Annotated in this window: 22 protein-coding genes and 2 riboswitches; of the genes, 12 read left to right on the top strand and 10 right to left on the bottom strand. The window is 69.7% G+C overall.

Going from position 1 to position 23583, the window contains the following annotated elements; genetic code table 11:
- Positions 1-6: 6 nt before the first annotated feature.
- From AB0J66_RS30995 to AB0J66_RS30985, 3 genes are read left to right on the top strand one after another with little or no spacing between them, the layout of a single operon-like run.
- Positions 7-1506, top strand: coding sequence for a sugar ABC transporter ATP-binding protein (locus AB0J66_RS30995; protein ID WP_364668073.1), 1500 nt, complete (start codon positions 7-9; stop codon positions 1504-1506).
- Complete coding sequence (locus tag AB0J66_RS30990; RefSeq protein ID WP_364668070.1) at positions 1506-2462, top strand: ABC transporter permease; 957 nt, start codon at positions 1506-1508, stop codon at positions 2460-2462. The genes AB0J66_RS30995 and AB0J66_RS30990 overlap by 1 nt, the downstream gene beginning before the upstream one ends.
- A complete protein-coding gene (locus tag AB0J66_RS30985) occupies positions 2459-3463 on the top strand; it encodes an ABC transporter permease (protein WP_364668068.1) in 1005 nt (334 codons plus the stop codon). Before AB0J66_RS30990 ends, AB0J66_RS30985 begins: the two co-directional genes overlap by 4 nt.
- On the opposite strand, the gene AB0J66_RS30980 is transcribed toward AB0J66_RS30985, so the two are convergent.
- The 3 genes from AB0J66_RS30980 to AB0J66_RS30970 form a co-directional block, all read right to left on the bottom strand.
- A complete protein-coding gene (locus AB0J66_RS30980) occupies positions 3456-4178 on the bottom strand; it encodes a zf-HC2 domain-containing protein (protein WP_364668065.1) in 723 nt (240 codons plus the stop codon). The two genes, AB0J66_RS30985 and AB0J66_RS30980, sit on opposite strands and share 8 nt — an antisense overlap.
- Entirely contained in the window at positions 4175-4696 is a 522-nt protein-coding gene (locus tag AB0J66_RS30975; RefSeq protein WP_364668063.1) for a sigma-70 family RNA polymerase sigma factor, read from the bottom strand. Before AB0J66_RS30975 ends, AB0J66_RS30980 begins: the two co-directional genes overlap by 4 nt.
- 152 nt (positions 4697-4848) lie before the next feature.
- Entirely contained in the window at positions 4849-5949 is a 1101-nt protein-coding gene (locus tag AB0J66_RS30970) for a neprosin family prolyl endopeptidase (protein WP_364668061.1), read from the bottom strand.
- Between the two features lie 596 nt (positions 5950-6545).
- Here AB0J66_RS30970 and AB0J66_RS30965 point away from each other — a divergent pair.
- From AB0J66_RS30965 to AB0J66_RS30955, 3 genes are all read left to right on the top strand, one after another.
- A complete protein-coding gene (locus AB0J66_RS30965) occupies positions 6546-7019 on the top strand; it encodes a cysteine dioxygenase family protein (protein WP_364668058.1) in 474 nt (157 codons plus the stop codon).
- Positions 7013-7432 (top strand): rhodanese-like domain-containing protein, encoded by a 420-nt coding sequence (locus AB0J66_RS30960; RefSeq protein WP_364668055.1) that lies wholly within the window; start codon positions 7013-7015, stop codon positions 7430-7432. Before AB0J66_RS30965 ends, AB0J66_RS30960 begins: the two co-directional genes overlap by 7 nt.
- A gap of 313 nt (positions 7433-7745) precedes the next feature.
- On the top strand, positions 7746-8597 hold the full coding sequence (locus AB0J66_RS30955) for a hypothetical protein (protein WP_364668053.1): 852 nt from the start codon (positions 7746-7748) through the stop codon (positions 8595-8597).
- Positions 8598-8674: 77 nt separating this feature from the next.
- Here the strand turns inward: AB0J66_RS30955 and AB0J66_RS30950 are convergent, their stop codons facing one another.
- A complete protein-coding gene (locus tag AB0J66_RS30950) occupies positions 8675-10339 on the bottom strand; it encodes an MFS transporter (RefSeq protein WP_364668050.1) in 1665 nt (554 codons plus the stop codon).
- A gap of 52 nt (positions 10340-10391) precedes the next feature.
- Between AB0J66_RS30950 and AB0J66_RS30945 the strand changes: the two genes are divergently transcribed.
- Together AB0J66_RS30945 and AB0J66_RS30940 are read left to right on the top strand one after the other, a co-directional pair.
- Positions 10392-11084: a TetR/AcrR family transcriptional regulator gene (locus AB0J66_RS30945; protein ID WP_364668048.1), complete on the top strand. Its 693-nt coding sequence runs from the start codon at positions 10392-10394 to the stop codon at positions 11082-11084.
- Between the two features lie 28 nt (positions 11085-11112).
- Positions 11113-12642 (top strand): GGDEF domain-containing protein, encoded by a 1530-nt coding sequence (locus AB0J66_RS30940; RefSeq protein ID WP_364668046.1) that lies wholly within the window; start codon positions 11113-11115, stop codon positions 12640-12642.
- Here AB0J66_RS30940 and AB0J66_RS30935 read toward each other — a convergent pair.
- Entirely contained in the window at positions 12629-13171 is a 543-nt protein-coding gene (locus AB0J66_RS30935; protein ID WP_364668044.1) for a hypothetical protein, read from the bottom strand. The two genes, AB0J66_RS30940 and AB0J66_RS30935, sit on opposite strands and share 14 nt — an antisense overlap.
- A gap of 31 nt (positions 13172-13202) precedes the next feature.
- A complete protein-coding gene (locus tag AB0J66_RS30930; protein WP_364668042.1) occupies positions 13203-14204 on the bottom strand; it encodes a LacI family DNA-binding transcriptional regulator in 1002 nt (333 codons plus the stop codon).
- A 73-nt stretch (positions 14205-14277) separates the two neighbouring features.
- On the opposite strand from AB0J66_RS30930, the gene AB0J66_RS30925 reads away from it, so the two are divergent.
- Positions 14278-15516: an MFS transporter gene (locus AB0J66_RS30925; protein WP_364668039.1), complete on the top strand. Its 1239-nt coding sequence runs from the start codon at positions 14278-14280 to the stop codon at positions 15514-15516.
- A 154-nt stretch (positions 15517-15670) separates the two neighbouring features.
- On the opposite strand, the gene AB0J66_RS30920 is transcribed toward AB0J66_RS30925, so the two are convergent.
- Positions 15671-16024, bottom strand: a complete 354-nt coding sequence (locus AB0J66_RS30920) for an Atu4866 domain-containing protein (RefSeq protein ID WP_364668036.1) — start codon at positions 16022-16024, stop codon at positions 15671-15673.
- 87 nt (positions 16025-16111) lie between these two features.
- Positions 16112-16714: a TetR/AcrR family transcriptional regulator gene (locus tag AB0J66_RS30915; RefSeq protein ID WP_364668034.1), complete on the bottom strand. Its 603-nt coding sequence runs from the start codon at positions 16712-16714 to the stop codon at positions 16112-16114.
- A gap of 177 nt (positions 16715-16891) precedes the next feature.
- Here AB0J66_RS30915 and AB0J66_RS30910 point away from each other — a divergent pair, with 177 nt between their 5' ends.
- Both AB0J66_RS30910 and AB0J66_RS30905 read left to right on the top strand, forming a co-directional pair.
- On the top strand, positions 16892-17788 hold the full coding sequence (locus tag AB0J66_RS30910; protein WP_364668032.1) for an ABC transporter permease: 897 nt from the start codon (positions 16892-16894) through the stop codon (positions 17786-17788).
- Entirely contained in the window at positions 17745-18554 is an 810-nt protein-coding gene (locus AB0J66_RS30905) for an ABC transporter ATP-binding protein (protein WP_364668030.1), read from the top strand. The genes AB0J66_RS30910 and AB0J66_RS30905 overlap by 44 nt, the downstream gene beginning before the upstream one ends.
- Positions 18555-18578: 24 nt before the next feature.
- Here the strand turns inward: AB0J66_RS30905 and AB0J66_RS30900 are convergent, their stop codons facing one another.
- Positions 18579-19637, bottom strand: a complete 1059-nt coding sequence (locus tag AB0J66_RS30900; protein WP_364668027.1) for a hypothetical protein — start codon at positions 19635-19637, stop codon at positions 18579-18581.
- 3 nt (positions 19638-19640) lie between these two features.
- Positions 19641-19773, bottom strand: a riboswitch (cyclic di-AMP (ydaO/yuaA leader).
- Between the two features lie 210 nt (positions 19774-19983).
- Positions 19984-20117: riboswitch (cyclic di-AMP (ydaO/yuaA leader) on the top strand.
- A gap of 6 nt (positions 20118-20123) precedes the next feature.
- Here AB0J66_RS30900 and AB0J66_RS30895 point away from each other — a divergent pair.
- Complete coding sequence (locus AB0J66_RS30895) at positions 20124-21152, top strand: hypothetical protein (protein ID WP_364668025.1); 1029 nt, start codon at positions 20124-20126, stop codon at positions 21150-21152.
- A 64-nt stretch (positions 21153-21216) separates the two neighbouring features.
- On the opposite strand, the gene AB0J66_RS30890 is transcribed toward AB0J66_RS30895, so the two are convergent.
- The gene (locus tag AB0J66_RS30890; protein ID WP_364668022.1) at positions 21217-23580 is read right to left on the bottom strand and encodes a glycoside hydrolase family 65 protein; all 2364 of its coding nucleotides are present in this window, start codon (positions 23578-23580) and stop codon (positions 21217-21219) included.
- Between the last annotated feature and the right edge of the window lie 3 nt (positions 23581-23583).

Raw genomic sequence — 23583 nt, 5'->3', positions numbered from 1 at the left:
CTCAGCATGACTTTGCTCGACATCACCGAGGTCTCCAAGACCTTTCCCGGCGTCCGCGCTCTCGACCGGGTCTCGTTCACCCTGAGACCCGGCGAGGTGCACGCGCTGGTCGGCGAGAACGGCGCCGGCAAGTCCACTTTGATCAAGGTGCTGACCGGCGTCTACCAACCGGACGAAGGGCTTGTTCACTACCGCGGGGAACATGTCCGTTTCGGCACTCCGATGGACGCCCAGCGTGCCGGCATCTCGACCATCTACCAGGAGGTCAACCTCGTCCCGCTGATGAGCGTGGCCCACAACCTCTTCCTGGGTCGCGAGCCCCGCAACGCCCTGGGCCTCGTGGACAAGAAAGCAATGGAGCGCGAAGCCCGGGAGATCCTGGTCGACTACGGGGTCACCACGGACGTACGCCGTCAGCTCGGCACCCTGGCCCTCGGCGCGCAGCAGATGGTCGCGCTGGCCCGGGCCGTGATGATCGACGCCAAGGTCGTCATCATGGACGAGCCGACCTCGTCGCTCGAGCCGCGCGAGGTGCGCACCCTGTTCGAGGTGATCCGCGACCTGCACGCCCGCGGCATCGGCATCGTCTACGTCAGTCACCGGCTCGACGAGCTCTACGAGATCTGCGACGCGGTCACGATCCTGCGCGACGGCCGGGTCGTGCACACCGGGCAGCTGGCCGAGCTGTCCCGGATCAAGCTGGTCTCCCTGATGCTGGGCCGCGAGATGACCGAGGGCGCGACCGCGTTCTCGGGCGCGGCCACCGGCGACAGCGACGCTCCCCCGGTGCTGCGGGTGCGCGAGCTCAACAGCCGGCACAAACTGCACGACGTCAGCTTCGACGTACGGCCGGGCGAGGTGGTCGGGCTCGGCGGCCTGCTCGGCGCCGGGCGCAGCGAGACCATCAAGGCCATCGGCGGCGCTTACCACCTGGACAGCGGCGAGGTGCGGGTCGACGGTCATCTCCTGCGTCGCTCGTCGACCGTGCGGGCCGTCAAGGCCGGCATCGCCGTCCAACCCGAGGACCGCAAGGCCGAGGGGATCGTTCCGGCTCTGTCCGTACGCGAGAACATCGCGCTCGCCATCCTTCCGCGCATGTCACGGCTGGGCCTCGTCTCCGACAAGCGCATCGATGAGATCGTGGCCACCTACATGCGGCGGTTGCGGATCAAGGCGGCGAGCCCGGACCAGGCCGTCGGCGACCTCTCCGGCGGCAATCAACAGAAGGTTCTGCTGGCCCGGCTGCTCGCCACCGGGCCCAAGGTGCTGCTGCTGGACGAGCCGACCCGCGGCATCGACGTCGGGGCCAAGGCCGAGGTCCAGTCGCTGATCGACGAGCTCGCGGCCGAAGGGCTCGGCGTCGTGCTCGTCTCCTCGGACGCGGAGGAGCTGATCGAAGGCTCGGACCGGGTGGTGGTGCTGCGCGACGGCGTCGTCGTCGGCACCCTGACCGGAGCCGCGGTCACGACCGAGGATCTGATGGCCGCCATCGCGGGGGAACGCTGATGACTGTCGCTGCTTTTTCCTCGGACAAGATCAAGTTTCGAAACTGGCTTCCCCAATACGGCGTCTACCTGGCCATCGTGCTGCTGGTGCTCTACAACATCTTCTTCACGCCGTACTTCCTGACCTGGAGCAACCTGCGCATCCAGCTCATCCAGGTGGCGCCGATCGTGATCGTCGCGCTCGGCATGGCCCTGGTCATCGGCACTGAGGGCATCGACCTGTCGGTCGGCTCGGTCATGGCCCTCGCGGCCGCGCTCATCCCTCTCTACCTGGGGTACGGGGTGGTCGCGGCCGTCCTGGTGTCGCTGCTGGCCGGCGTCGCGGTCGGCCTGATCAACGGCGTCCTGGTGGCGCGGGTCGGCCTACAGCCCATCGTGGCCACGCTCGCGCTGTTCGTCGGCGGCCGTGGCCTGGCCGTAGTGATCAGCGAGGGCCAACTCAAGGACGTCCGGAACGGGGATCTGCTCTATCTCGGCTCGGGCGACCTGCTCGGCATCCCGGTGCTCGTCTGGATCGCCGCCGCCTTGGTGCTGGTCGTGGCGTTCCTGGTCCGGCGCACGGTCTTCGGCCGGCGGATGCTGGCCATCGGCGGCAACCGCCGGGCCACCGAACTGGCCGGCCTACCGGTCAAGCGGGTGCTGATCACGGTGTACGTGGTGTGCGCGGTGCTCGCCTCGATCGCCGGTCTGCTCTCGGTGGCCCGGATCCAGTCGAGCGACGCGTCGGCGGTCGGGCTGCTCATCGAGCTGTCGGCGATCACCGCCGTGGTGGTCGGGGGCACCCCGCTGACCGGCGGCAAGGTGCGGGTGCTGGGCACGGTGGCCGGCGCCCTGCTCATGCAGCTGGTCATCGCCACGATGATCAAGCACAACCTGCAGCCCTCCACCACCGAGATGGTCCAGGCCGTGATCATCCTGATCGCGGTCTACGTGGCCCGAGAGAGGAAGACCCGGTGACCGTCTCCGAGGCGCCCGCCATCGTGGTCGAGGACGTTCGCAAGGCCGAGCGGACCGACCGCGTCGTCGCCGTCATCCAACGCCAGGGCGCGCTGGCCGTCCTGGTCGTCGTCGTCCTGATCGCGTTGGCGGCCTTTCCCAACTTCCGCAGTTTCGACAATGCGGCCACCATTCTGGTCGCGGCCGCGCCGCCGATGCTGATCGCGCTCGGCATGACTTTTGTGATCATTACCGGCGGGATCGACCTGTCGGTCGGGTCGCTCTATGTGCTCGGGGGCGTCCTGGCCGCATGGGCCTCGCAATACGGAATTCTGGCCGCATTCGCGCTCCCGCTCGCGGTTTGCGGCACCATTGGAGTGGCGAATGGGCTCTTGATTGCGTACACCCGAATGGCGCCTTTCATCGTGACTCTGGCCGCGCTGCTGGGCGCGCGGGGGCTCATGCGGGCGATCAGCTCCGAGGGCTCGCAGACCTATCTGGTGCGCGACGACGCGTTCCGGCGGCTCGGCAACGGCGCCTTCCTCGACATCGGCTACCAGGTGTGGCTCGTCGCCGGCCTGGTCGGGCTCGGCATGATCCTGCTGGCCCGGACCCGATTCGGCGCGTCGGTCTACGCCGTCGGCGGCAGCGAGGACGCGGCAGCGCTGATGGGGCTGCCCGTACGCCGGACGAAGGTCTGGGTCTACGTCCTCTCCGGGCTGCTGGCGGGCCTGGCCGGTGCGATCAACGCGGCCAAGCTGGGCTCCGGCGTCACCGTCCTCGGCACCGGCATGGAGCTCGACGCGATCGCCGCCGTCGTCATCGGCGGAACCCTGCTCACCGGCGGGGCCGGCACGATCGCCGGCACCATCGCCGGTGTGCTGCTCCTCGGCGTCATTCAGAACCTCATCAACCAGGTCGGCAACGTCAACAGCAATTGGCAGCAGGTGATCAGCGGCGCTTTCCTCGCGCTGGTCGTGGTGGCCCAGACCTACCTCGTACGGCTGCGCCGGGTCACTTGAGAGTGGCCTTGCCCAGCACATGGCCGTTGTGATCGGCCACCTCGATCGACCGGACGTTACGCAGCTGGAGGGAGCTGGCGCCGATCACCTTGGCGTTGCCGCTCGGCGTCGGCCCCCACACCATGGCCTGCTCGATCTGGCCCGACGCGCCCCGCACCTGGCAGTGGAACGGGCCGTCGCCGCGCAGCTTGGTCACGTCCAGAGCGACCGAGACACCCCACGTCTTCGGAGTGAGCACAGCCTGCCCCGACATGCCGCTGCCCTGCTCGGGCTCGAACTGGGCGGTGACCAGCTCGGCGCTGGGCAGGGTGGTGGGCCGGTCGTCCGGCCGGCTGCCGCGGATCACGCCGATGCCGATCGCCACCGCGATCAGCACCACGGCCGCCGCGGTCAGCCACCGGACACCGGCCCGGCGGGTCTGCCGGTGGCGCTCGGCCCGCATGCGCCGGAGCAGGCCGTCGATGTTCGCCTGGGTGGGCCGGGCCGACAGGCTGACCGGCGGCCCGTCCTCCTCGGCGGCCGGCACCCCGGCCGCGGGCAGACGCTGCAGCAGCTCCGGCACGGGGGCGAGCCGGTCGAGCTCGTCGCGGCACTCGTCGCAGTCGCGCAGGTGGGCGTCGAGCCGGTCGGTGTCGGCCTCGTCGAGACCGCCCAGCAGGTAGCCGCCGAGCAGCCGGCGCAGGTCGTCGTGGCTCTCGCGGGGATCCACGCTCATCGGAGCACCCCCATCTCCTCGAACGCCGTCCGCAGCGCGCGCACCGCGTAGTAGGCCCGGGACTTCACCGTGCCCTCCGGCACCGACAGCTTCCGGGCCGCGTCGGCCACGCTCTGCCCCTCGTAGTACATGGCCCGGACCACGGCCTGGTGCTCGTCGGAGAGCCGCTCCAGCGCCTCGGCCACCAGCCAGCCCTCGACCAGCTGATCCACGTTGTCGGCCGAGGGCATCGCGTTCACCGCGGCCTCGTCGGCGACCAGGTGCGGGCGGCGCTGCTCGGCCCGCCAGGCGTTGGTCACCACGTTGCGCGCGATCGTGAGCAGGTAGGACCGGGTGCGGCCGGTGTCGGTGTCGAGGTGGTCGATGTGCTTCCACGCCCGCAGCAGAGTCTCCTGGACCAGGTCTTCCGCGCGGTGCCGATCGTGCACGTACCGCAGCACGAAGCTGAGCAGGACCGCATAGTGCTCGTTGTAGAGCGCGGTCATCAGCTCCTCGTCGGGGCTCACCCGTCGCTTCATCGCGCCCGCCCCTCCGTGCCTGGTCCGCCACCAGTTTGTACACCCTGGCGGTGAACTCGGTTCGACGACGCGACGAGAAAAACGATGCCCGGCCCCCCTCGCCGGGACCGGGCATCGCGTCTGGTCGTTCCCTTTACTGCTCGTCGTTCCTTTTACTGCTCGTCTTCCGGATCCTTCGGCTCGCACGGGCCGGGCCCGCCGAACTGGAACGTCCGCAACGTGGTCGGAGCGTTGTACGGCTTGTAGGCCGGATTGTTGGTGCGGATTGCCAGCTCCGGCACCAGGGTCGTGTTGACGTAGGTCACGCTGGCCAGCTTGGCCGCGGAGCCGTTCATCTTGGGCTTCTTGCCGTTGCCCATCTGGGTCCAGCAGGGCGTCGTGGTGGTCGAGGCCACCTCACCGAAGACCTGGATCAGGCCCGACTTGTTGAACGTGATGCCCTCTTTGTTCCACAGCGACTCGGGGAAGAAGCCGACCCACTCGCTGTCGTACGCGATCCACCAGGCGTTCTTGAAGTACTGGATGCCGAACTTCTTGACCGTGTCCTGCGGGAGGGTGTCGCCGGGCTTGATGTTGGCGCTGTACTGCTGGAAGCCACAGGCGTTGTAGCAGGTGCTCTTCTTGTCGACCCAGTGGTAGACGAACAGGTGCGGGTCGTCGTCGCCGTTGACCACCCGGTCGACCGTCCAGCCGACCTCGACGATCTGCTTCTTGTCACCCGACTGCAGGGCCAGCTCGGCGAGCGTGTGGTAGTCGCTCTCCTCGAGCTTCGGCTTGGAGATCGTCACGTTGGCGTGGACGCCGTCGGTGACGGCCGCTTGCGCGCCGACGTTGTACAGGTAGTGGACCTTCTGATCGGCGTCGGAATCGTCGTCGGACGGCGGCTCGGGCGGCGCGATGTCGGTCGTCTCGGTCGTCAGTTGGTCGGTGAGCGAAGCGAAGCGGCCCTTGGGGCCCTCCTTCGGCTTGGCCACCACGGAACCGCTCGTGTCGTTGGCCGCGGCCGCGAGACCGGCCGTACGCAGCGACTTGGCGCTGGCGCCGGCCTTGCCGCGCTTGATCGGCTTTGGACGGTCGCCCCACGGCAGGGTGGCCGGCGGGGTCGGCGGGGCCTCCACCGCGGCCGACTTCTCGGCGGCGGTCGGTGGCGCGATCTGGTCCGCGTCCGCCTGCAGCGTCGAAGCGACACCGAAGGCGCCGGCCACGGCAACGGCTAGACCGGCGGCAAGAAGACCGCGGCGTGACTTCAACACGTGTCCGTCCTCGTTCGTCGGGGGTCGATCGTCGGAACTCGTTCATCGGGTATCCGAGGAGGCGGGCGAGGTGACCTCCGGACCGAGGTCACCATATAGCTTTCTCGATAGAGGAGAACCTGCTCAGAGCGATTTCCGCCTTAACGGCTGAGTCGGAGAACCGATCCGGTGAGGGTTGCCCGCAATTCCGCGACGCAGCGTGTCGGCCCGACTGCGGAGGGCGGTTCCGAAAGAGGCTAAATGCCGTGAGCTTCTTTCAGATACCGCCTCTTTGATCGACACTCCACATTGCCGTCGCATGCGTCGGAGTGCGGACCGTCCGGGCATCTCGACCTTTCCGCGTCCCACTCCATGGATGCCGGTTGACGATCACCCCCGCCCGGGCCAGCATGGTCGGCATGCAGCTGCCCCTCATCGCCGACCTGGCGATTGACCTGGCGCGGTGCGCCAGTGCCTGCTGTCCCAGCTGACTAGCGCTTCCGCGACTTGTTCGGCTGACTTCCCGCCACTCACCCGCGAGTCCCGCTATCCTTGACCCCGTTGTGGCGGTAAACCTATAGGACTGATAGGCAATGTATGCAAAGCGAGGAGCTCCCATGACTGTCGTCGACACCCGTCTCGACCATCTCGCCATCGCCAACCAATTCGCCGCCGCCCCCGAGCAGTGGTCCGTGGCCCCGCGCTTCAACCCGGTCGACCGCTGGTACCACCGCCTCCACGTGACCGACGAGTACGAGGTGTGGCTGCTCACCTGGCTCCCCGGCCAGGGCACCGACCTGCACGACCACGGCGGCTCGGCCGGCGCGTTCCACGTCTTCAACGGCACCCTCACCGAGGACACGGTGTCGGTCGCGGCCGGCCGCCCCCCGCGCGTCACCTCCCGCGAACTCGGCGAAGGCGCCGGCCGGCGCTTCGGCACCCACCACATCCACCGGATGACCAACCGCTCCAGCCGCCCCGCCGTCAGCGTGCACGTCTACGGCCCGGCCCTGACCACGATGACCCGCTACCGGGTCGGCGCCGAAGCCCTCGAGGTGCTGACCATCGAGCGGGCCGGAGTCGAGTGGTGACCGCCACCCTGCAGGCCCCCGCACCCCCACCCGGCTCCGCCGGCATCGACGAGATCCTGGCCCGGGCCCGCACCCGCCTCACCCGGGTCGGCCCCCACGAAACCCAGGCCGCCATGACCCGCGGCGCCATCCTGATCGACATCCGCCCCGCCGCCCAGCGCGCCCAACACGGCGAGATCCCCGGCGCCGTCATCATCGAACGCAATGTCCTCGAATGGCGCCTCGACCCCCGCAGCGACGCCCGCCTCCCCTTCGCCGGCCGCTACGACCTCGAGGTCATCATCACCTGCCAGGAGGGCTACACCAGCAGCCTGGCCGCCGCCGCCCTGCAGGACCTGGGCCTGTACCGGGCCACCGACCTGGCCGGCGGCTACGCCGCCTGGGAAGCCGCCGGCCTCCCGGTGAGCCGATGAACCCACAGGCGGCACGCCGCCACTCGCGGTAGCCACGTTCTCAGCCGCCGGTGCCAGGCCGCGACGCACACAGGCGCGCCCAGCCGGCCACCCCTCGTGGCCGGCCGTCGCGCACCATCGTTCGCCCGGCCTCCGGCGCCCCTACGGCTCCGGCTCGCCGCCGTGGTCACCCGAACGAGGGAACCACCTGACTAGCCCCACGCCTAGGTGCTTCTTGTCAACCGATCATCTTCGCGCCATCTGGGTCTTCGTGCGCGTTTCAACTCTTAGCGCCCGCTCGAAAAAGGCGGGAGACTCTCCCGCCATGAGTAGCGTGGAGAACGTCGAGCGGCGTGTGACAGTGCTGGAAGCGGAGATCCCGGAGGTGCGTGCGTTGGCGGCCGGAGCAGACCGGAAAGTAACTGATTTGCGCGAGTTGGTGCGAGCGAACGGCTCGCTGCTCCAGGCCGTGCGGAAGACCCAGGTCGAGCACCACAACGAGCTCACAACCGAGCTTCGCGGCCTGCGGACCGAGTTCCGCGAGTACAAGGTGGACTTCCAGGAGGTCCGAGCCGACGTCCGGCGACTCGGCACCGACGTCATAGTCCTCCAGACCGACGTCGCCGGCCTGAAGACCGACATGACCACCGTCAAGGCCGACGTCGCAGTGCTCAAAACCGACGTGGCCGAGCTCAAAACCGACGTGGGCGAGCTCAAGACCGACGTGGCCGAGCTCAAGACCGACGTGGGCGAGCTCAAAACCGACATGACCGCAGTCAAGGCCGACGTGGCCGAGCTCAAGACCGACGTGGGCGAGCTCAAAACCGACATGACCGCAGTCAAAACCGACATGACCGCAGTCAAGGCCGACGTGGCCGAACTCAAGACCGACATGACCACCGTCAAGGCCGACGTCGCGGAGCTCAAGACCGACGTGGGCGAACTCAAGACCGACGTCGGAGTACTCAAAACCGATGTGGCCGAGCTCAAGACCGACGTGGGCGAGCTCAAAACTGACGTCGCGGTGCTAAAAACCGATGTGGCTGAGCTCAAAACTGACATGACCGCAGTCAAGGCCGACGTGGCCGAACTCAAGACCGACATGACCGAGGTCAAGCAGGGCATGGATCGGGTGGTGCGTCTGCTCGAGGGGATGAACAACAGCGCCCGGCCGCGGGACTCCTGACGCCGCGAGGCGACGGCGCCGCCCTCCCTCGGTCTCGGCCGGGGAGGGGCGGCGCCAGAACCGCTCGAGCGTAGGGGTCAGTGGGCCTCGCCTTCCGGCCGGGCCTTGCGGGGCAGCAGGAAGGACAAGCCCAGAGCCAGCAGCAACAGCGCGATCGTCACGCCGGTGGTGCGGATGGTGGCGTCCTCGAATCCGGCTCGGACCTGTTCCTGGGCGTAGGCCTGGACAGGGGTGGGCAGCGCAGCGGTCGGCGAGTTGGGCTGGGAGCAGCTCGGCGGGGTGATGTCGGGGTCGTCCTCGGCTGTGCGGTCGACGAGGCAGGTGCGCAGGCCCGCGGCGACCGCGGGCCGGGTGTCGGCCGGGACGCCGGCAGTGGTCAGAGCCGCCGTGAGCTGGGTGGCCGAGTGGTCCACATGGGACGCGACCTGGCCCGGCAGGATGGCGAAGAAGATGGTGCCGAGGACGGCGATGCCGAAGGCGCCGCCGAGCTGCTGGACCGACGTGAGCGCGCCCGAGGCGGAGCCGGTCTCCTCGTCGTCGACGCCGGCCAGGACGATGTTGAAGAACGGGGCCATGGCCAGGCCCATGCCGGCGCCGACCAGGACCAGGCCGGGGATCAGCTTGTACGGCGTGACGTCGGCGCCCGTGAGGCGGACGGAGAGGGCGAAGACCGCCGTGCCGACGATCATGATGATGGTGCCGAGTTGGAGGAGGCGGCGGCCGAAGCGTTCGGCCAGGCCGGCGCCCGCGGCCACGAAACCCGCGACCGTGCCCAGGGCCTGCGGCAGGGTGGTCAGGCCGGCCTTCAGCGGTGAGTAGCCGAGGCCGATCTGCAGGTAGAAGGTGAAGACGAGGCCGGTGCCGATGAGGGCGGCGAAGAAGACCAGCCCGACTGTGAGGCCGCCGGAGAAGGCGCGCTTGCGGAACAGGCTCGGGGTGACCAGCGGGTCGAGGCCGTTCCGTTCGCGGCGCGCCTCGTAGATCGCGAACAGGCCGAAGACCACGACGCCGAGGGCGAGCAGCGCGAAGCACCACACCGGCCAGTCCAGCTCGCGGCCCTGCACCAGCGGGTAGAGCAGCAGGAAGGCGCCGACGGCGGCGAGCACGACGCCGAGCCCGTCGAGGCGGGGCGCGCGGGCGGAGCGGAACTCGGGCAGGTATCTGATCGCGCCGAAGATCGCGAAGAGGCCGAGTGGCAGGTTGATGAAGAAGATCATGCGCCAGCCGGCGCCGAGGTAGTCGGCGTCGACGAGCCAGCCGGCCAGGATCGGGCCGCCGACCGAGGACAGGCCCATGACCGGGCCGAACGCGCCGAAGGCCTTGGCCTGCTCGGCCGGGGAGAACATCTGCTTGATCATGCCGAGGCCCTGGGGCAGCATGACCGCGCCGAACAGGCCCTGCACGGCCCGGGCGGTGATCAGCTGGGCCGGGGTCTGCGCGAGACCGCAGACGAGCGAGGCCAGGGTGAAGCCGGCCGCGCCGATGAGGAACATGCGGCGGCGGCCGAAGATGTCGCCCAGCCGGCCGCCGGTGAGCAGGCCGATCGCCATGGCCAGGGTGTAGGCGGCGCCCAGCCACTGGATCAGGCTGTACGTCCCGCCGACCTCGTCGCGGATGACCGGGCCGGCGATGTTGGTGACGAGCGCGTCGAGGAGGTCCATCACCTCGACGGCGAGGATCACGAAGAGCGCGACCCAGCGATATCGGTATGCGGTGTCAGGTAGAACGGTGTTCGTCAGCACGAACACCGTTCTACTAGCGAACGCTGTTCGCCGCAAGGTAAATTACGCGACGATGACCTGGCCCGCGGAACGCCCCTCACGTAAAACGATCACTCGCGCCGAGATCGTGCGGATCGGCCTGCGCCTGGTGAAACAGGACGGGATCGACGCGCTGAGCATGCGGCGCATCGCCACCGAGATCGGCACCGGCCCGTCCAGCCTCTACGCCCATGTGGCGAACAAGGACGAGCTGCTCCGGCTGATGTTCGACGAGATGTGCGCCCTGCTGACCATCCCCGAGCTCGACCCACCGCGGTGGAAGGAGCAGATCAAACAGATGGCCCGGGCCGGCCACCAGGTGATGATCGAGCACAACGACCTGGCCCGGGCCGCCCTCGCCACCATCCCGACCGGGCCCAACGCGCTGCGCATCTCGAACGCGATGTTCGGCATGCTGCTCGCCGGCGGCATCCCGCCGCGGATCGGCGCCTGGGCGATGGACCGGATCTTCCTCTACATCACCGCCGACGCATACGAATACTCGATCTGGCGCCATCAGGTGCACAACGCGGGTTCCGACAAGGACACGTTCATCAGCGATCTGGGCCGAGAGACGCTCGCCTATTTCGAACAGCTCCCGAAGGACATTTACCCCCACATCACGACGTACGCCACGGCGCTGGTGGGCGGCGGTGTGGACGCGCGATTCGAGCTCGGTCTCGACTTGCTTGTGGACGGTCTCGACAAGTACGCCGGCGTTAGTTGATCTGAGAACTTTTGTTGATACTGGGACCATGCTTCCCGTGCCGGTCACCGCGTTCGGGCCGCTCCACCTGTTCGCGCTCCGGGTCCACCGGCTGGCGACGACCGGCAGCGGCCACGACGCGCTCGAGGCCGCCGACGCCTACCTGAGTCTCGCCCGGGCCATGGGCGACGACCGAACGATCACTTTTCTCCTGCAGGGCAAGATGTACGCCTATCTGCACATGGGCCGGATCACCGAGGCGGCCGAGCTGGGCGAGCGGGTGCTGCGCCGGCAGCGGGCGGCCGGTTCGGTGCTGGGCGAGGCCAAGGCGCTGTGCGATCTGGCCCAGTTCGACGTGCTGCGGGCCCAGTACGTCGACGGCATGCGCAACCTCGCCCGGGCCGCCGTGCTGCTCGACCGCGAGCCGGGCGACCGCGACCGGTGGATCTCCGCGCTGTGCTCGTTCGCCGAGGCGGCGGCCGCGGCCGAGATGTACGAGACCGCGACCGAGGCGTACGAGCGGCTCAGCGTCACCCACCCCGAGTTCGGCCTGGTCCATGCGGCCACCCTGCTGCACTGGGGCCTGCGGCTGAGCCACGTCGGCCGGCACGACGAGGGCGCCACCCGGCTGCGCCGCAGCGCCGCCATCACCCGCCGGCAGGTCGAGCAGCGCCCGGACGACATGGCCGCCACCGCGATGCTGGCACTGGCCCTGGCCAAGCTGGGCGACGTCGTCCTGGCCGAGAAGACGGTCCGCGACGCCGTGCTGCCGCTGCGCCAGACCGAGAACTACCGGTACGCCCGGATGGCCCACCTGGCCCTGGGGATCAGCCTGCGCCAGCAGGGCGCGCTGACCGAGGCCCGTACCGAGTTCGTCGCCGCCCGGGAGCTGTGCGCGTTCGGCCCGCGCCCGGACGAGCAGACCATCATCCGGTTCGAGATGGCGCTGACCGCGCTGGCCGCGGACGGCGGGCCGGCCGGGCGCGACCTGTTCGAGGCGGTCGAGGGGCAGACCGGTGAGCTGTGGCGGCTGCGCCTACAGCGGCTGGCCATGCTGCGCCAGGCCCGCCAGCGCGAGGAGTCGGAGGCGGCCCGGGCGCGCGCCGAGCGGGAGGTGCTGCGGGACCCGCTCACCGGGCTGGACAACCGCCGGCGTTTCGACCTGCTGCTGGACCGGATAGATCGGGGGCGGCTGGCCGCGCCGCTGGTGCTGCTGCTGGTCGACGTGGACCACTTCAAGGCGATCAACGACGTCTACTCGCACAGCACCGGCGACCGGGCGCTGCGCGAGGTGGCCCGGATACTGCGCGCCCACTGCCGGGCCGAGGACGTGCCGGTGCGGTACGCGGGTGACGAGTTCACCGTCTTCCTGCGGGGCGATCTGTCCGTCGGCCGCGAGGTCGGCGAGCGGATCCGCTCGGCGGTGGCCCGCTCCGACGTCCTGCCCGGGGTCCGTCTGACCGTGAGCGTGGGCCTGGCCGCCCTGAACGAGGGGATGACCGGCGAGGAGCTGTTCCGGGCGGCCGACAACCGGTTGTACGCGGCCAAGTGGAGCGGCCGGAACACTATTTCGGCCTGACCACTCCCGACTTGCCGCTGTAAAGGCTCCGGGAGCCGTCGGTGCCGCGCGGGGTGTCCGGGGCGTCGAGCCAGACGACGTACGGCTTCCCCGACGCCAGCCCGCTGATGGTGGCGCTGGCGTTGCACTCCGCCCCCGTGGTCACGGTCTGCCAGACCGGGTCGGGCTGGGACCCGGAGACGATCTCCTGCGGTACGGCCGTGATGCGGTACGTGTGCCCGAACCGGTTGGGCCACTGCACGGAGAACGAGCCCGCGCCCGGCGTGACCACCATCGGGATCAGCACCTGGTCGGCGTCGGGCCAGCCGATCGCGCAGGCCGTGCTGGTCGGCAGGAAGGAGACCGGCGGCAGGGCGGGCTTCGGCGAGCCGGTGTAGGCCGTGCTCAGGCTCGGCGTCCGGCTGCCCGATTCCACCCGGACCCAGGGCTCGCCCGGCGCGGCGCTCGGCTCGGCGGTCGGCGAGCCCGATTTGCCGCATCCCGCCGCCAGGAGCAACAGCGGCAGCACCGCCAGGCGCGCGACCCTCATACTCTGAACGTCGGCGCGAAAAGGGACGAACTTAGTCGAGCTGGCCGGTAGTCCCCCGAACGATCAGCCGCGGCGGGATCACCACCTCGCGGTTGGCCACGGCCGCGCCGTCGATCCGCTCGACCGCCCGGGCCACCGCCAGCGTCGTCATGGTCTCGATGTCCTGGGCCACGGTGGTCAGGTCGATGTGGGCCATGGAGCTGAAGCTGCTGTCGTCATAACCCACGACGCTGATGTCGCCCGGCACGGCCAGCCCTTCCCGGCGCAGCACGTCGAGCAGTCCGGCCGCGCTGAGGTCGTTGAAGACGGTCACCGCCGTCGGCGGGTCGGCCAGCAGCTCCCGGGCCGCTCGCGCGCCGTCCTCCTCACCCGAGCCACCACCCACCACCCGGGTGTACGCCTCGAGGCCATGACGCCGCATCGCCTCGCGGTAGCCCTTCTGCCGCTCGGCCGAGCTGGGCTGATAGCGGCCGCCGTCGACGTGCGCGATACGGCTGTGCCCGAGCGCGACCAGGTGATCGACCGCCAGGTGGAGCCCGCGGGCGTCGTCGGTGCGCACCACGTCGACCTGGCGCTGGCGCACCGAGCGCATCATCGCCACCACCGGCAACCGCCCGGCCAGCGTGGCCAGCTCGGCCGACGGGATCAGCGGCCCGAGCAGCACGAGGGCCGCGCACCGGTCCTGCAGCAGGCCGGCGATGGCGGCCCGCTCGTCGCGCCGCGGCGTGATCGCGCTGAGCGTCAGCTCGTAGCCGACCCGCTCGGCCGCGTCGTAGAGGCCGGTCAGCAGGTCGTCGTGGAACGGATGCTGCACGCCGAAGACCACGCCTAGCAACCTGTTCCGTCCGCTGCGCAGCAGGCGGGCCCGGTTGTCGGGCTGATAGTCGAGCCGGCGGGCCACCTCGAGCACCCGCTCCCGGGTGGCCGCGCTGGCCCCCGGCGCGTCGCGCATCACGATCGACACCAGCGCCACCGAGACTCGCGCCTCGGCGGCGACGTCGGCCAGCGTGGGCCGGCGGTCCCCGACGGTCATGACCGAAGATTTTACCTGTGATGACTAGAACGTTCTAAGACGCCGGCACCTAGAACGTTCTAGAGTCGATCACGTGGAACACCTGACCTCCGGTCGCCGCTGGGCGGCCCTGTTCGCGCTGGCCCTGGGTGGTTTCGGCCTCGGCCTGACCGAGTTCGTGGCCATGGGCCTGCTGCCGAACCTCGCCCAGGATCTGCTCCCCACGGAGTACGCGCAATCCGCCGCGGACGCCGTGGCCAAGGCGGGCTGGATGATTTCGATCTACGCGCTCGGCGTGGTGGCCGGGGCGCCGACGATCGCCGCCCTCACCGCCCGCTGGCCGCGCCGTCGCCTGGTCGTGGGTCTGCTCGGCCTGTTCGTGGCCGGCACGGTGGCCTCGGCCCTCGCCCCCACCTTCGAGCTCGTGCTGGCCGGCCGCTTCGTGGCCGCGCTGGCCCACGGCGCCTACTTCGGCGCGGCCGGCCTGCTCGCCGCGGCCATGCTCGGGCCCGGCAGCGAAGGCAAGGGTTTCGCGCTCGTGCTCGGCGGACTGACCGCGGCCAACGTCTTCGGCGTCCCGCTGATCACCGGGCTCGGCCAGGCCGCCGGCTGGCGGGTGGCCTACCTGGCCGTGGCCGGTGTCTTCGCCCTGACCCTGCTCGCCGTTCTGGCCACCGTGCCGGAGATTCCGGCCGCGCCGGGCGGCTCCCCGCGCAGCGAGCTGGCCGCCTTCCGCTCGACCCAGGTCTGGCTGGCGGCCGCGGTGGCGGCCATCGGCTTCGGCGGCTTCTTCGCCGTCAACAGCTACATCGCGCCGGTCACCACGCACGTCACCGGCCTCTCCGAGTCGGCCGTGCCCTGGGTGCTGGCCGTGATGGGCCTCGGCATGACCGTCGGCAACGCCCTAGGCGGCGTCGCCGCCGACAGGAACCTGCGCCGCAGCGTCCTGCTCGGTTTCGCCGCCATGATCGCGACGATCGCCCTCTTCGGCCTGATCTCCCGTCACCCGGTCGGGTTGTTCGCCGGGGCATTCCTGGTCGGGGCGGCCGCCCTGTTCATCGGCCCGGCCCTGCAGGCGCGGCTCATCGCGGTCGCCCCCGGCGCCCAGCTGATGGGCGCGGCCGTCAACCAGTCGGCCTCCAACGTCGCCAACAGCGCCGGCGCCGCCCTGGGCGGCGCGGTCATCGCGGCCGGCTGGGGCTACCTCTCCTCGGCCTGGATCGGCGTCCTGCTCGCCGCCACCGGCCTGGCCCTGGCCGTCGTCAGCTTCCGCCTGGACCGCCCCGCCACCGCCGAGCCCGCAGCCCGCCAGCCCGAGCCCGCAACTCTTTGACCGGCCCCAGCGTTCAGCCCGCGCGGCCCGCGCGGCCCGCCCTCCCTTGGGGGCCCCCGCCGACTCCAGTCTGCCGCACTCGCCAAGATCGTGCGGGACCGCCTGTGGACAGCCCACGCACTGTGGACAACTCCGAAGAACCCGACCGAAGGCCCTAGGATCCCGCCCGCCCGAGACGGTGGCCGGCCATTTCCAGGACGCCCGGGCCGACGGTCACCGGCGTCCGCAGGCCGGATTCGTCCCGGAGCGTCATCGTCGCGCCGTCCAGGCGATATGTCCCCCGGGCGGGCTGCTTGCGGCCGGCGACGCTCCCCGCGTACGTCCCGTCTGTCCTGATCTCGAGACGGACCGTGCCGTCCGCGCTGAGCCAGGAGCCCACCGGGGTGGTGACCTTGACTGGCGCCACCCCCAGGGAGCCGTCGCCGGCCTGGAGGCCGCGCATGGCGATCGCCAGGAGCGCGGCGGTGTCGAGGACGGTCAGGTCGACGTGCTGGGGGTGTGCGCGCATGACGGCTCCGGGATCGGGGGCGGGGCCCCTACCTTCGGCGGGTCCGGGGCCGACCCGAGCGCTCGACGGGTTGCGAGCCGGTAGCCGTTACGCGACGGTCGACTTCAGGGCGGCCGTGACGGCCGTGGTGAGCTTTTCGAGGTAGTCGTCCGGCATCGGGCTCCGGGAGACCGCGAGACGCCAGTACAGCGGGCCGAGGATCATGTCGACGGCGACCTCGGGGTCGGTGCCCTCGGGCAGCTCGCCGCGGGAGATGGCCTGGCCGACCAGTTTCTCGCCGACGGCCTGCTGATGGGTGCGCAGCGCCGTCTGGAGGGTCTCGGCGATCTGCGGGTTGCGGGCCGCCTCGGCCATCAGGTCGGGAATGATCTGCGACGCGATACGGTGTTGCAGGGCCCGGTGGACGATCATCATGATCAGTTGAAGGTCACCCGCGAAGCTCCCGGTGTCGGGCAGCGGGACGCTGCGGCCCGCGACATCCGAAACTATCTCGAGCACCATCTCGAGTTTGTTGCCCCAGCGGCGGTAGATTGCCGTCTTGCCCACCCCGGCGCGGCGCGCCACGGCTTCGATGGAGAGCCTGCCGTAACCGACCTCGGCGAGCTCGTGCATCACGGCGTTGCGAATAGCTACGGTGATGTCGCCTCGGAGCACGGCCGCTCCGGCTGGTGCGCGCTTTCCTGTTGCCACCCGGTCACTATACGCCAGGACGTAACGGTTGCGTTCCGCCGTTCGGTCGGATAGCCTTCCGCACGTCGATACGAAGGCGTTCCATCGACAGCGGCTTGACATGCTGCTTACGTGTTCTCGCGCAAAGTTCCAGGGCCCGGCACCCCCGACGGGCCGACGAGATCGGAGCACCACCCCATGGCTCAGACGGCGGTCGCCGATTCCGGGACCGGGCAATCGCTCAAGGAGCTGGCCCGGCGGAACGGCTTGACAGCGGCCGGGCGGCTCCCCGGCCTGGCCGAGTACACCCGGCACCTCTGGTCCTACCGTCACTTCATCGCGGCGTTCGCCAACGCCAAGGTGAGCGCCTCGCTGGGCACGACCAAGCTGGGTGTCGTCTGGCAGGTGCTGACCCCGCTGATCAACGCCGGCGTCTACTACGTGATCTTCGGCGTCCTGCTCAACACCAAGCAGGACACGAACAACTTCATCGCGTACCTGTGTGCGGGCGTCTTCATCTTCGGCTTCACGCAGTCGGTGGTGCAGGCCGGGGCGATGGCGATCACCTCGAACATCAACATGATCCGGGCCCTGCACTTCCCCCGGGCCAGCCTGCCCATCGCGATCGCGCTGGTCGAGGTGCGCAACATGATCGCCTCGATGATCGTGCTGGTCGCGATCATCCTGCTCACCGGCGAGCCCCTCACCGTCCAGTGGCTGCTGGCCATCCCGGCCCTGGTCCTGCAGGCGATCTTCAACGCCGGCCTGGCGCTCTTCGTGGCCCGGCTCTGCGCCAAGGTCACCGACATTCGCCAGCTCATCCCCTACATCATGCGGATCTGGATGTACGGCTCGGCCGTGCTCTACCCGGTCACCTTCTTCTCCGACCGGCTGCACGGCTGGCAGCTCAAGCTCGTCGAGGCCAACCCGATGCTCGTCTTCATCGAGCTGATCCGGCACGCCCTGATGGAGAACGTGACGCTGGCCGCCTCCCCGCTGCGCCTCTGGACGTATGCGGTGATCTGGTCCGCCCTCGTGGGCATCGGCGGATATGTGTACTTCTGGCGCGGAGAGAAGGGCTACGGCCGTGGCTGACGAGCGAATCCCCACTGTCATCGCGGACGACGCGCACATCGTCTACCGCATCTACGGTTCGGTCGCGCCGGGGGCGAACAGCCCGCTGGCCAGCTTCAAGCGGATCGTCACAGGCAAGAAGAGCGCGGCCGTGCGCGAGGTGCACGCGGTCAAGGGCGTCAGCTTCGTGGCCTACCGCGGCGAGGCGATCGGCCTGATCGGCACCAACGGGTCCGGCAAGTCGACGCTGCTGCGGGCGATCGCCGGCCTGCTGCCGGTCGAGCGGGGCGGGGCGATCTACGCGGCCGGCCAGCCCTCGCTGCTGGGCGTGAACGCCGTGCTGATGAACGACCTCTCCGGCATCAAGAACGTCGAGCTCGGCTGTCTGGCCATGGGCATGACGCCGGCGCAGGTCAAGGAGCGCACGGCCGAGATCGTCGAGTTCTCGGGCATCGACGAGCGGGGCGACTTCAGCTCGCTGCCGATGAAGACCTACTCCTCCGGCATGGCGGCCCGGCTGCGGTTCTCGATCGCCGCCGCCAAGAAGCACGACGTGCTGCTGATCGACGAGGCGCTGGCAACCGGTGACGCCAAGTTCCGCAAGCGCAGCGAGCAGCGGGTGCGCGACCTGCGCGAGGAGGCCGGCACGGTCTTCCTGGTCAGCCACAGCGAGCAGTCGATCCGGGACACGTGCGAGCGCAGCATCTGGCTCGAGTCGGGCGTGATCCGCGCCGACGGCCCGACCGAGGACGTCCTGAAGGAGTACGAGACCTACGTCCGCAAGTAAAGGTCTCGCACTCCCCCGGCTCAGCTAGCGCATCGAGAGATGCACGTGGTTGGTGTGGTCGCTGGAAGGGTCGCCGTTTCCGCGGGTGTACGCCTTCCAGCCACTGCTCGGCAGCCAGATCCGCTCGAACCAGATCACGTAGAGCACGCCGAGCCGGTCCGAGTTGTTGATGAAGTAATTCGCGAGATTGGTGCCGTACGTCTTGCTGGCACCCGTGGCGACGCCGCCGAAGCCGTTCTTGTCGGCGGCGAAGTCGCAGGCCTTGCCCTTGGGATGCTCACCGCTGTTCTGCTCGCGGAAGCAGGCCACGAAGCGGGTGAAGCCGTCGGCCTGGGCCTGCTTGAGGGCGTTGAGCGTGCGCGGGCTCAGGCAGCCACTGGTGGTCGGGTCCTTCTCGGTGCAGCCCTCGGACGGCAGTGAGCCGTCCGAGTCGCGGGGCGCCGCTCCCGCCTTCTTCTTGCTGGAGCTGCTGGGGGCGTTGTCGCTCGGCTGCGGGGCGTCCTCGCCGGTCTTGTCCTCGCCGCCGGTGTTGGCCGCCTTGAGGGCGCTCTCGGCCTGCACCTTGCGCTTGGCCATCAGCGCGACCTGCTTCTGCTCGTTGCGCACCTCGGTGTCGATGGCCACCTTGGCCGCCTGCTGGGCGTCCCGGGTGGTCTTGAGCGCCGCGACCGCCGTGTTCTCCTTGACCGCGATCGTCTCCAGGGTCTCGGCCCGGTCGAGGAAGCCCTCAGACGAGCCGGCCGCGAGCAGCGCGCTCATCGGGCCGAGGCGCCCGGTGCGGTACGACTGCTGGATGATGTCGTCCAACGCCGCCTGACGCGGGCCGATCTGCTGGTCGAGCTCCTTGAGCTTGGCCGCGAGCTCGGCCTGGCGCTTGCGTGAGCGGTCCAGCGCCTCCTTGGCCTCGACGAAGCCCTTGGAGGCGGCCTCGAGCTGCTGGATCAGGGTCTTGGGAGCGCCCTCGCCGTCGTCGCCGGTGTCGCCCGGCGCGGCCGAGGCCGGGGAGGCCAGCGCGAGGCCGGAGAGCGCGACGAGCAGCGCCAGGGTGGCTGCTAATCGTCGCCGGACAGTCTTGTGCCGCACACCTGTTCCTTCCGTCGGCCGCCGACCGAGTTAGCTGACGGGTTCGGGACGGAAGTGATCCCTACCGCGGATGCGGATTCACCCCGGAAAGATTGGTTCCCCGGCTCGTTCGGAAACGATTAGGCGGCGATCCCCGGGGGGTGGGGATCGGCACCGACCATACCGAAGACATCGAACGATCGACAGTTATCGCACGCGACGCAATTGAATGGCGACACACCGTGACTGCAATTACGGAATGTTACAAGTGGACTACGCGAATACTGTTTCGCGAGGCCTGAAGGGCGGCCCGTTGTCGGGTAAACTCGCCGTCGGCCCGCCCAACCAGGCACCGCCCCCGAGGTGCCGGCGGCCACCGCCCAATCGCCGCGAGGCGAGCCGGGGAACCAGGTCAGTGTGGGGTGAGTCCGCGTCAAGCGGTAGGGATCGCTTCCGTCCCGAACCCGTCAGCTAACCCGGTCGGCGGTTTACTCGGAAGGAACCTGCATGACCGTACGACCCCGCCGGTGGCTGATGCTTGCCCTGGCGCCGATCGTCTCTGTCGCTTTCCTGGCCTCGCCCATATCTCCGGCTTACGCCGAGCCCGGCGACGGGACCTCCGCGACCCCGGACGAGTCGGCCGGCAAGGAGAACCAGACCCTCGACGAGTTGATCGAGTCCTCGAACCGCCGGTTCGTCCAGGCCAAGGGCGCCGTGGCCAAGTCGACGGCCGCGCAGAAGGCCCTCGCCACCAAGATCAAGACGGCCGAGGCCCGGCGCAACGAGCTGATCCCCGAGGTCAACGCGATCGCCAACCAGCAGTACCGGTTCGGCCAGCTCAACGCGGCCAGCTTCCTGCTCAGCAGCAAGGGCTCGGACGACTTCCTGCGCCGGGCCATGTCGCTCGAGGAGATCAACACCGAGCACGACCGGAAGCTCGGCGAGCTCAACAAGGCGATCGACGAGGTCACGAAGTCCAAGGTGGCGCTGGACGCCGAGGTCAAGAAGCAGCAGACCAACCTGGTCGCGATGCAGAAGCAGAAGGAAGCGGCCAGCCAGGCCCTCAACCTGGTCGGCGGCGAGGGCCTCACCCAGGGCCACGTGCTCGCCAAATCTCCCGTCGCCAAGGCCGCGCCCCGCAATTCCGACGGCGGTTTCTCGCCCGAGTCGTGCACGGTGAAGGACCCGACGACCAGCGGCTGCATCACCGCCCGGACCTTGAACATGTACAAAGAGGTCAAGAAAGCGGGCTTCGACAGATTCGTGGGCTGTCACCGTGACGGCGGGCCGTTCGAGCATCCGAAGGGCCGGGCCTGCGACTGGTCATTGCAGGACAGCGGTTTCGCGGTCGCGCACAACGCGGACATGAAGGAGTACGGGAACAACCTGATGGCGTTCCTGGTCCGCAACGCGGACCGGCTCGGCATCTATTACGTGATCTGGTACAAGCAGATCTGGTTCCCCTCCGAGGGCGAGTGGAGGGCGTACCACGGGCCGAGTGACCACACCGACCACGTGCACGTCTCGATGCTCTGATCCGCCACTCAAACGTGAAACGGCCCCCGGTTCGCACCGGGGGCCGTTTTCGTCATTCGGTGAATCAGGCGGTCGCGCGGCGCACCGGAGCACGGCCGGCCGGCTGGGCCGGCGCCGGGCCGACCTGCGACGGGGCCGGGTTGGGCACGGTCACCGGCTTGACCTGGGTGACCTCGACCTCCTTGCCGTGGTGCAGCAGCACGAGCCGAGCCGAGCCGCCGCCGTTGCGCAGCGAGTACGTGGTCTCCTCGGGGGTGACGTTGACCCGCAGGCGCAGGCCCCGCCAGAGCATCGAGAAGTCCAGCGCGTTGATCCGGCTGGGCAGCCGCGGCGCGAAGGAGAGCTCGCCGTTGAAGTCACGCATGCCGCCGAGCCCGGCCACCAGCGAGATCCAGGTGCCGGCCAGCGACGCGATGTGCAGCCCGTCCCGCGAGTTCTGGTGCAGGTCGTGCAGGTCCATCAGGGCGGCCTCGCCCAGGTAGTCGTGCGCGAGCTCCAGGTGGCCCGTCTCGGCCGCCATCACGGCCTGGACGCAGGCCGACAGCGACGAGTCGCGGACGGTCCGAGCGTCGTAGTAGGCGAAGTTGCGCGCCTTCTCCTCCGGGGTGAACGCGTCACCGCGGATGTACATCGCCATCACCAGGTCGGCCTGCTTGACCACCTGCTTGCGGTACAGGTCGAAGTACGGGTAGTTGAGCAGCAGCGGGTACGCCTCGGGCGGGGTGTTCTCGAAATCCCACTCCTGCAGCCGGGTGAAGCCCTCCGACTGCTGGTGCACGCCGAGCTCCCGGTCGTACGGGATGTGCACCGAGGCCGCCGCGTCGCGCCAGCTCGCCGTCTCCTCGTCGTCCACGCCCAGCTTGCGGGCCAGGTCCGGGTGACGCTTGGCGGCGTCGGCCGCGGTCAGCAGGTTCTGCTGGGCCAGCAGGTTGGTGTAGATGTTGTCGTTGACGACCGCCGTGTACTCGTCCGGGCCGGTCACGCCGTCGATGTGGAAGCGGCCGTGCCGGTCGTGGTGGCCGAGCGAGCGCCACAGCCGGGCCGTCTCGACCAGCAGCTCCAGGCCGAACTCCCGCTCGAAGTCGTAGTCGCCGGTGGCCTGCACGTAACGCCGCACGGCGTCGGCGATGTCGGCGCCGATGTGGAAGCCGGCGGTGCCGGCCGGCCAGTAGGCCGAGCACTCCTGGCCGCGGATGGTGCGCCACGGGAAGGCCGCGCCCTGCAGGCCCAGCGTCTGCGCGCGCTCCCGGGCCAGGTCGAGCGTCGAGTGGCGCCAGCGCAGCACGTCGGCCGCGGCCGAGGGCTGGGTGTAGGTCAGCGCGGGCAGCACGAAGGTCTCGGCGTCCCAGAACGTGTGGCCGTCGTAGCCGGGGCCGGACAGGCCCTTGGAGCCGATCGGGCGCTGCTCGGCCCGGGCGCCGGCCTGCAAGGTGTGGAACAGGCCGAAGCGGACGGCCTGCTGCACCTCGGGGTCGCCCTCGACGCGGACGTCGGAGTGGTCCCAGAACGCGTCCAGGTATTCGCGCTGGGCCTCGACCAGGCCCTCCCAGCCGTCCAGCCGGGCGCTGGCCAGAGCGGCGCCGACCTGGTCCCGCACGGCCGGCAACGACCGGTGCGAGGACCAGCCGTACGCGGCGATCTTGACGACGCGCAGCTTCTGGCCCGGCTCGAGCTTGCAGGCCACGGTCGTGCGCAGCCAGTCCGGGTGGCCCTCGGTGGTCACCGCGTGCTTGCCCGGCGTCTCCACCAGGTGCTCCATCGCCGCGGCCATCCGCAGGTCGCTGGCCTTGGTCCGGTGCACCAGCAGGCCACCGGTGGCCTGCTCGAGGACCTCCTCGGACTGCAGCGGGTGGTCGAGCACGGCCGCCACCCGCGGGTCCTTGCTCATCGCCGGGAGCTGCTCGTTGGCCACCAGCTCGGACTGCAGGATCAGCCGGGCGGTGCTGTCGAGCGGCTCGACCTCGTAGAGGAACGCCACGACGGAGCGCTGGGTGAACGACACCATGCGCACGGTGCGGACCCGGATGGCCTGCCCGGACGGGGAGACCCACTCGACGGTGCGCTCGAGCGTGCCCGCGCGCAGGTCGAGGACGCGCTCGTGCGAGCGCAGCTCGCCGTAGCGGACGTCGAAGGGCTCGTCGTCGACCAGCAGCCGCATGAGCTTGGCGTTGGTGACGTTGACCATGGTCTGGCCGGACTCCGGGAAGCCGTAGCCGGCCTCGGCGTAGGGCAGCGGGCGGAGCTCGTAGAACGAGTTCAGGTAGGTGCCCGGCAGGCCGTGCGGCTCGCCCTCGTCCAGATTTCCGCGGATCCCGATGTGTCCGTTGCTCAGCGCGAAGACCGATTCGGACTGGGCCAGCAGATCCAGGTCGAGGCGAGTCTCCCGGATGTGCCAGGGGTCGACGGGATATGCCCGTTCACGGATCACGGT

The sequence above is a fragment of the Actinoplanes sp. NPDC049598 genome (genome assembly GCF_040675435.1).
GTDB lineage: Bacteria > Actinomycetota > Actinomycetes > Mycobacteriales > Micromonosporaceae > Actinoplanes.
Note: the sequence above shows the minus strand (reverse complement) of the source record. Positions and strands in the feature narration are given on the sequence as shown.

Bases quoted from the DNA above. Each gene is read 5' to 3' on its own strand.
- AB0J66_RS30995 (WP_364668073.1), top strand. From the start codon at position 7: ATGACTTTGCTCGACATCACCGAGGTCTCCAAGACCTTTCCCGGCGTC.
- AB0J66_RS30990 (WP_364668070.1), top strand. From the start codon at position 1,506: ATGACTGTCGCTGCTTTTTCCTCGGACAAGATCAAGTTTCGAAACTGG.
- AB0J66_RS30980 (WP_364668065.1), bottom strand. From the start codon at position 4,178: ATGAGCGTGGATCCCCGCGAGAGCCACGACGACCTGCGCCGGCTGCTC.
- AB0J66_RS30975 (WP_364668063.1), bottom strand. From the start codon at position 4,696: ATGAAGCGACGGGTGAGCCCCGACGAGGAGCTGATGACCGCGCTCTAC.
- AB0J66_RS30965 (WP_364668058.1), top strand. From the start codon at position 6,546: ATGACTGTCGTCGACACCCGTCTCGACCATCTCGCCATCGCCAACCAA.
- AB0J66_RS30945 (WP_364668048.1), top strand. From the start codon at position 10,392: ATGACCTGGCCCGCGGAACGCCCCTCACGTAAAACGATCACTCGCGCC.
- AB0J66_RS30940 (WP_364668046.1), top strand. From the start codon at position 11,113: ATGCTTCCCGTGCCGGTCACCGCGTTCGGGCCGCTCCACCTGTTCGCG.
- AB0J66_RS30935 (WP_364668044.1), bottom strand. From the start codon at position 13,171: ATGAGGGTCGCGCGCCTGGCGGTGCTGCCGCTGTTGCTCCTGGCGGCG.
- AB0J66_RS30930 (WP_364668042.1), bottom strand. From the start codon at position 14,204: ATGACCGTCGGGGACCGCCGGCCCACGCTGGCCGACGTCGCCGCCGAG.
- AB0J66_RS30920 (WP_364668036.1), bottom strand. From the start codon at position 16,024: ATGCGCGCACACCCCCAGCACGTCGACCTGACCGTCCTCGACACCGCC.
- AB0J66_RS30910 (WP_364668032.1), top strand. From the start codon at position 16,892: ATGGCTCAGACGGCGGTCGCCGATTCCGGGACCGGGCAATCGCTCAAG.
- AB0J66_RS30905 (WP_364668030.1), top strand. From the start codon at position 17,745: ATGTGTACTTCTGGCGCGGAGAGAAGGGCTACGGCCGTGGCTGACGAG.
- AB0J66_RS30895 (WP_364668025.1), top strand. From the start codon at position 20,124: ATGACCGTACGACCCCGCCGGTGGCTGATGCTTGCCCTGGCGCCGATC.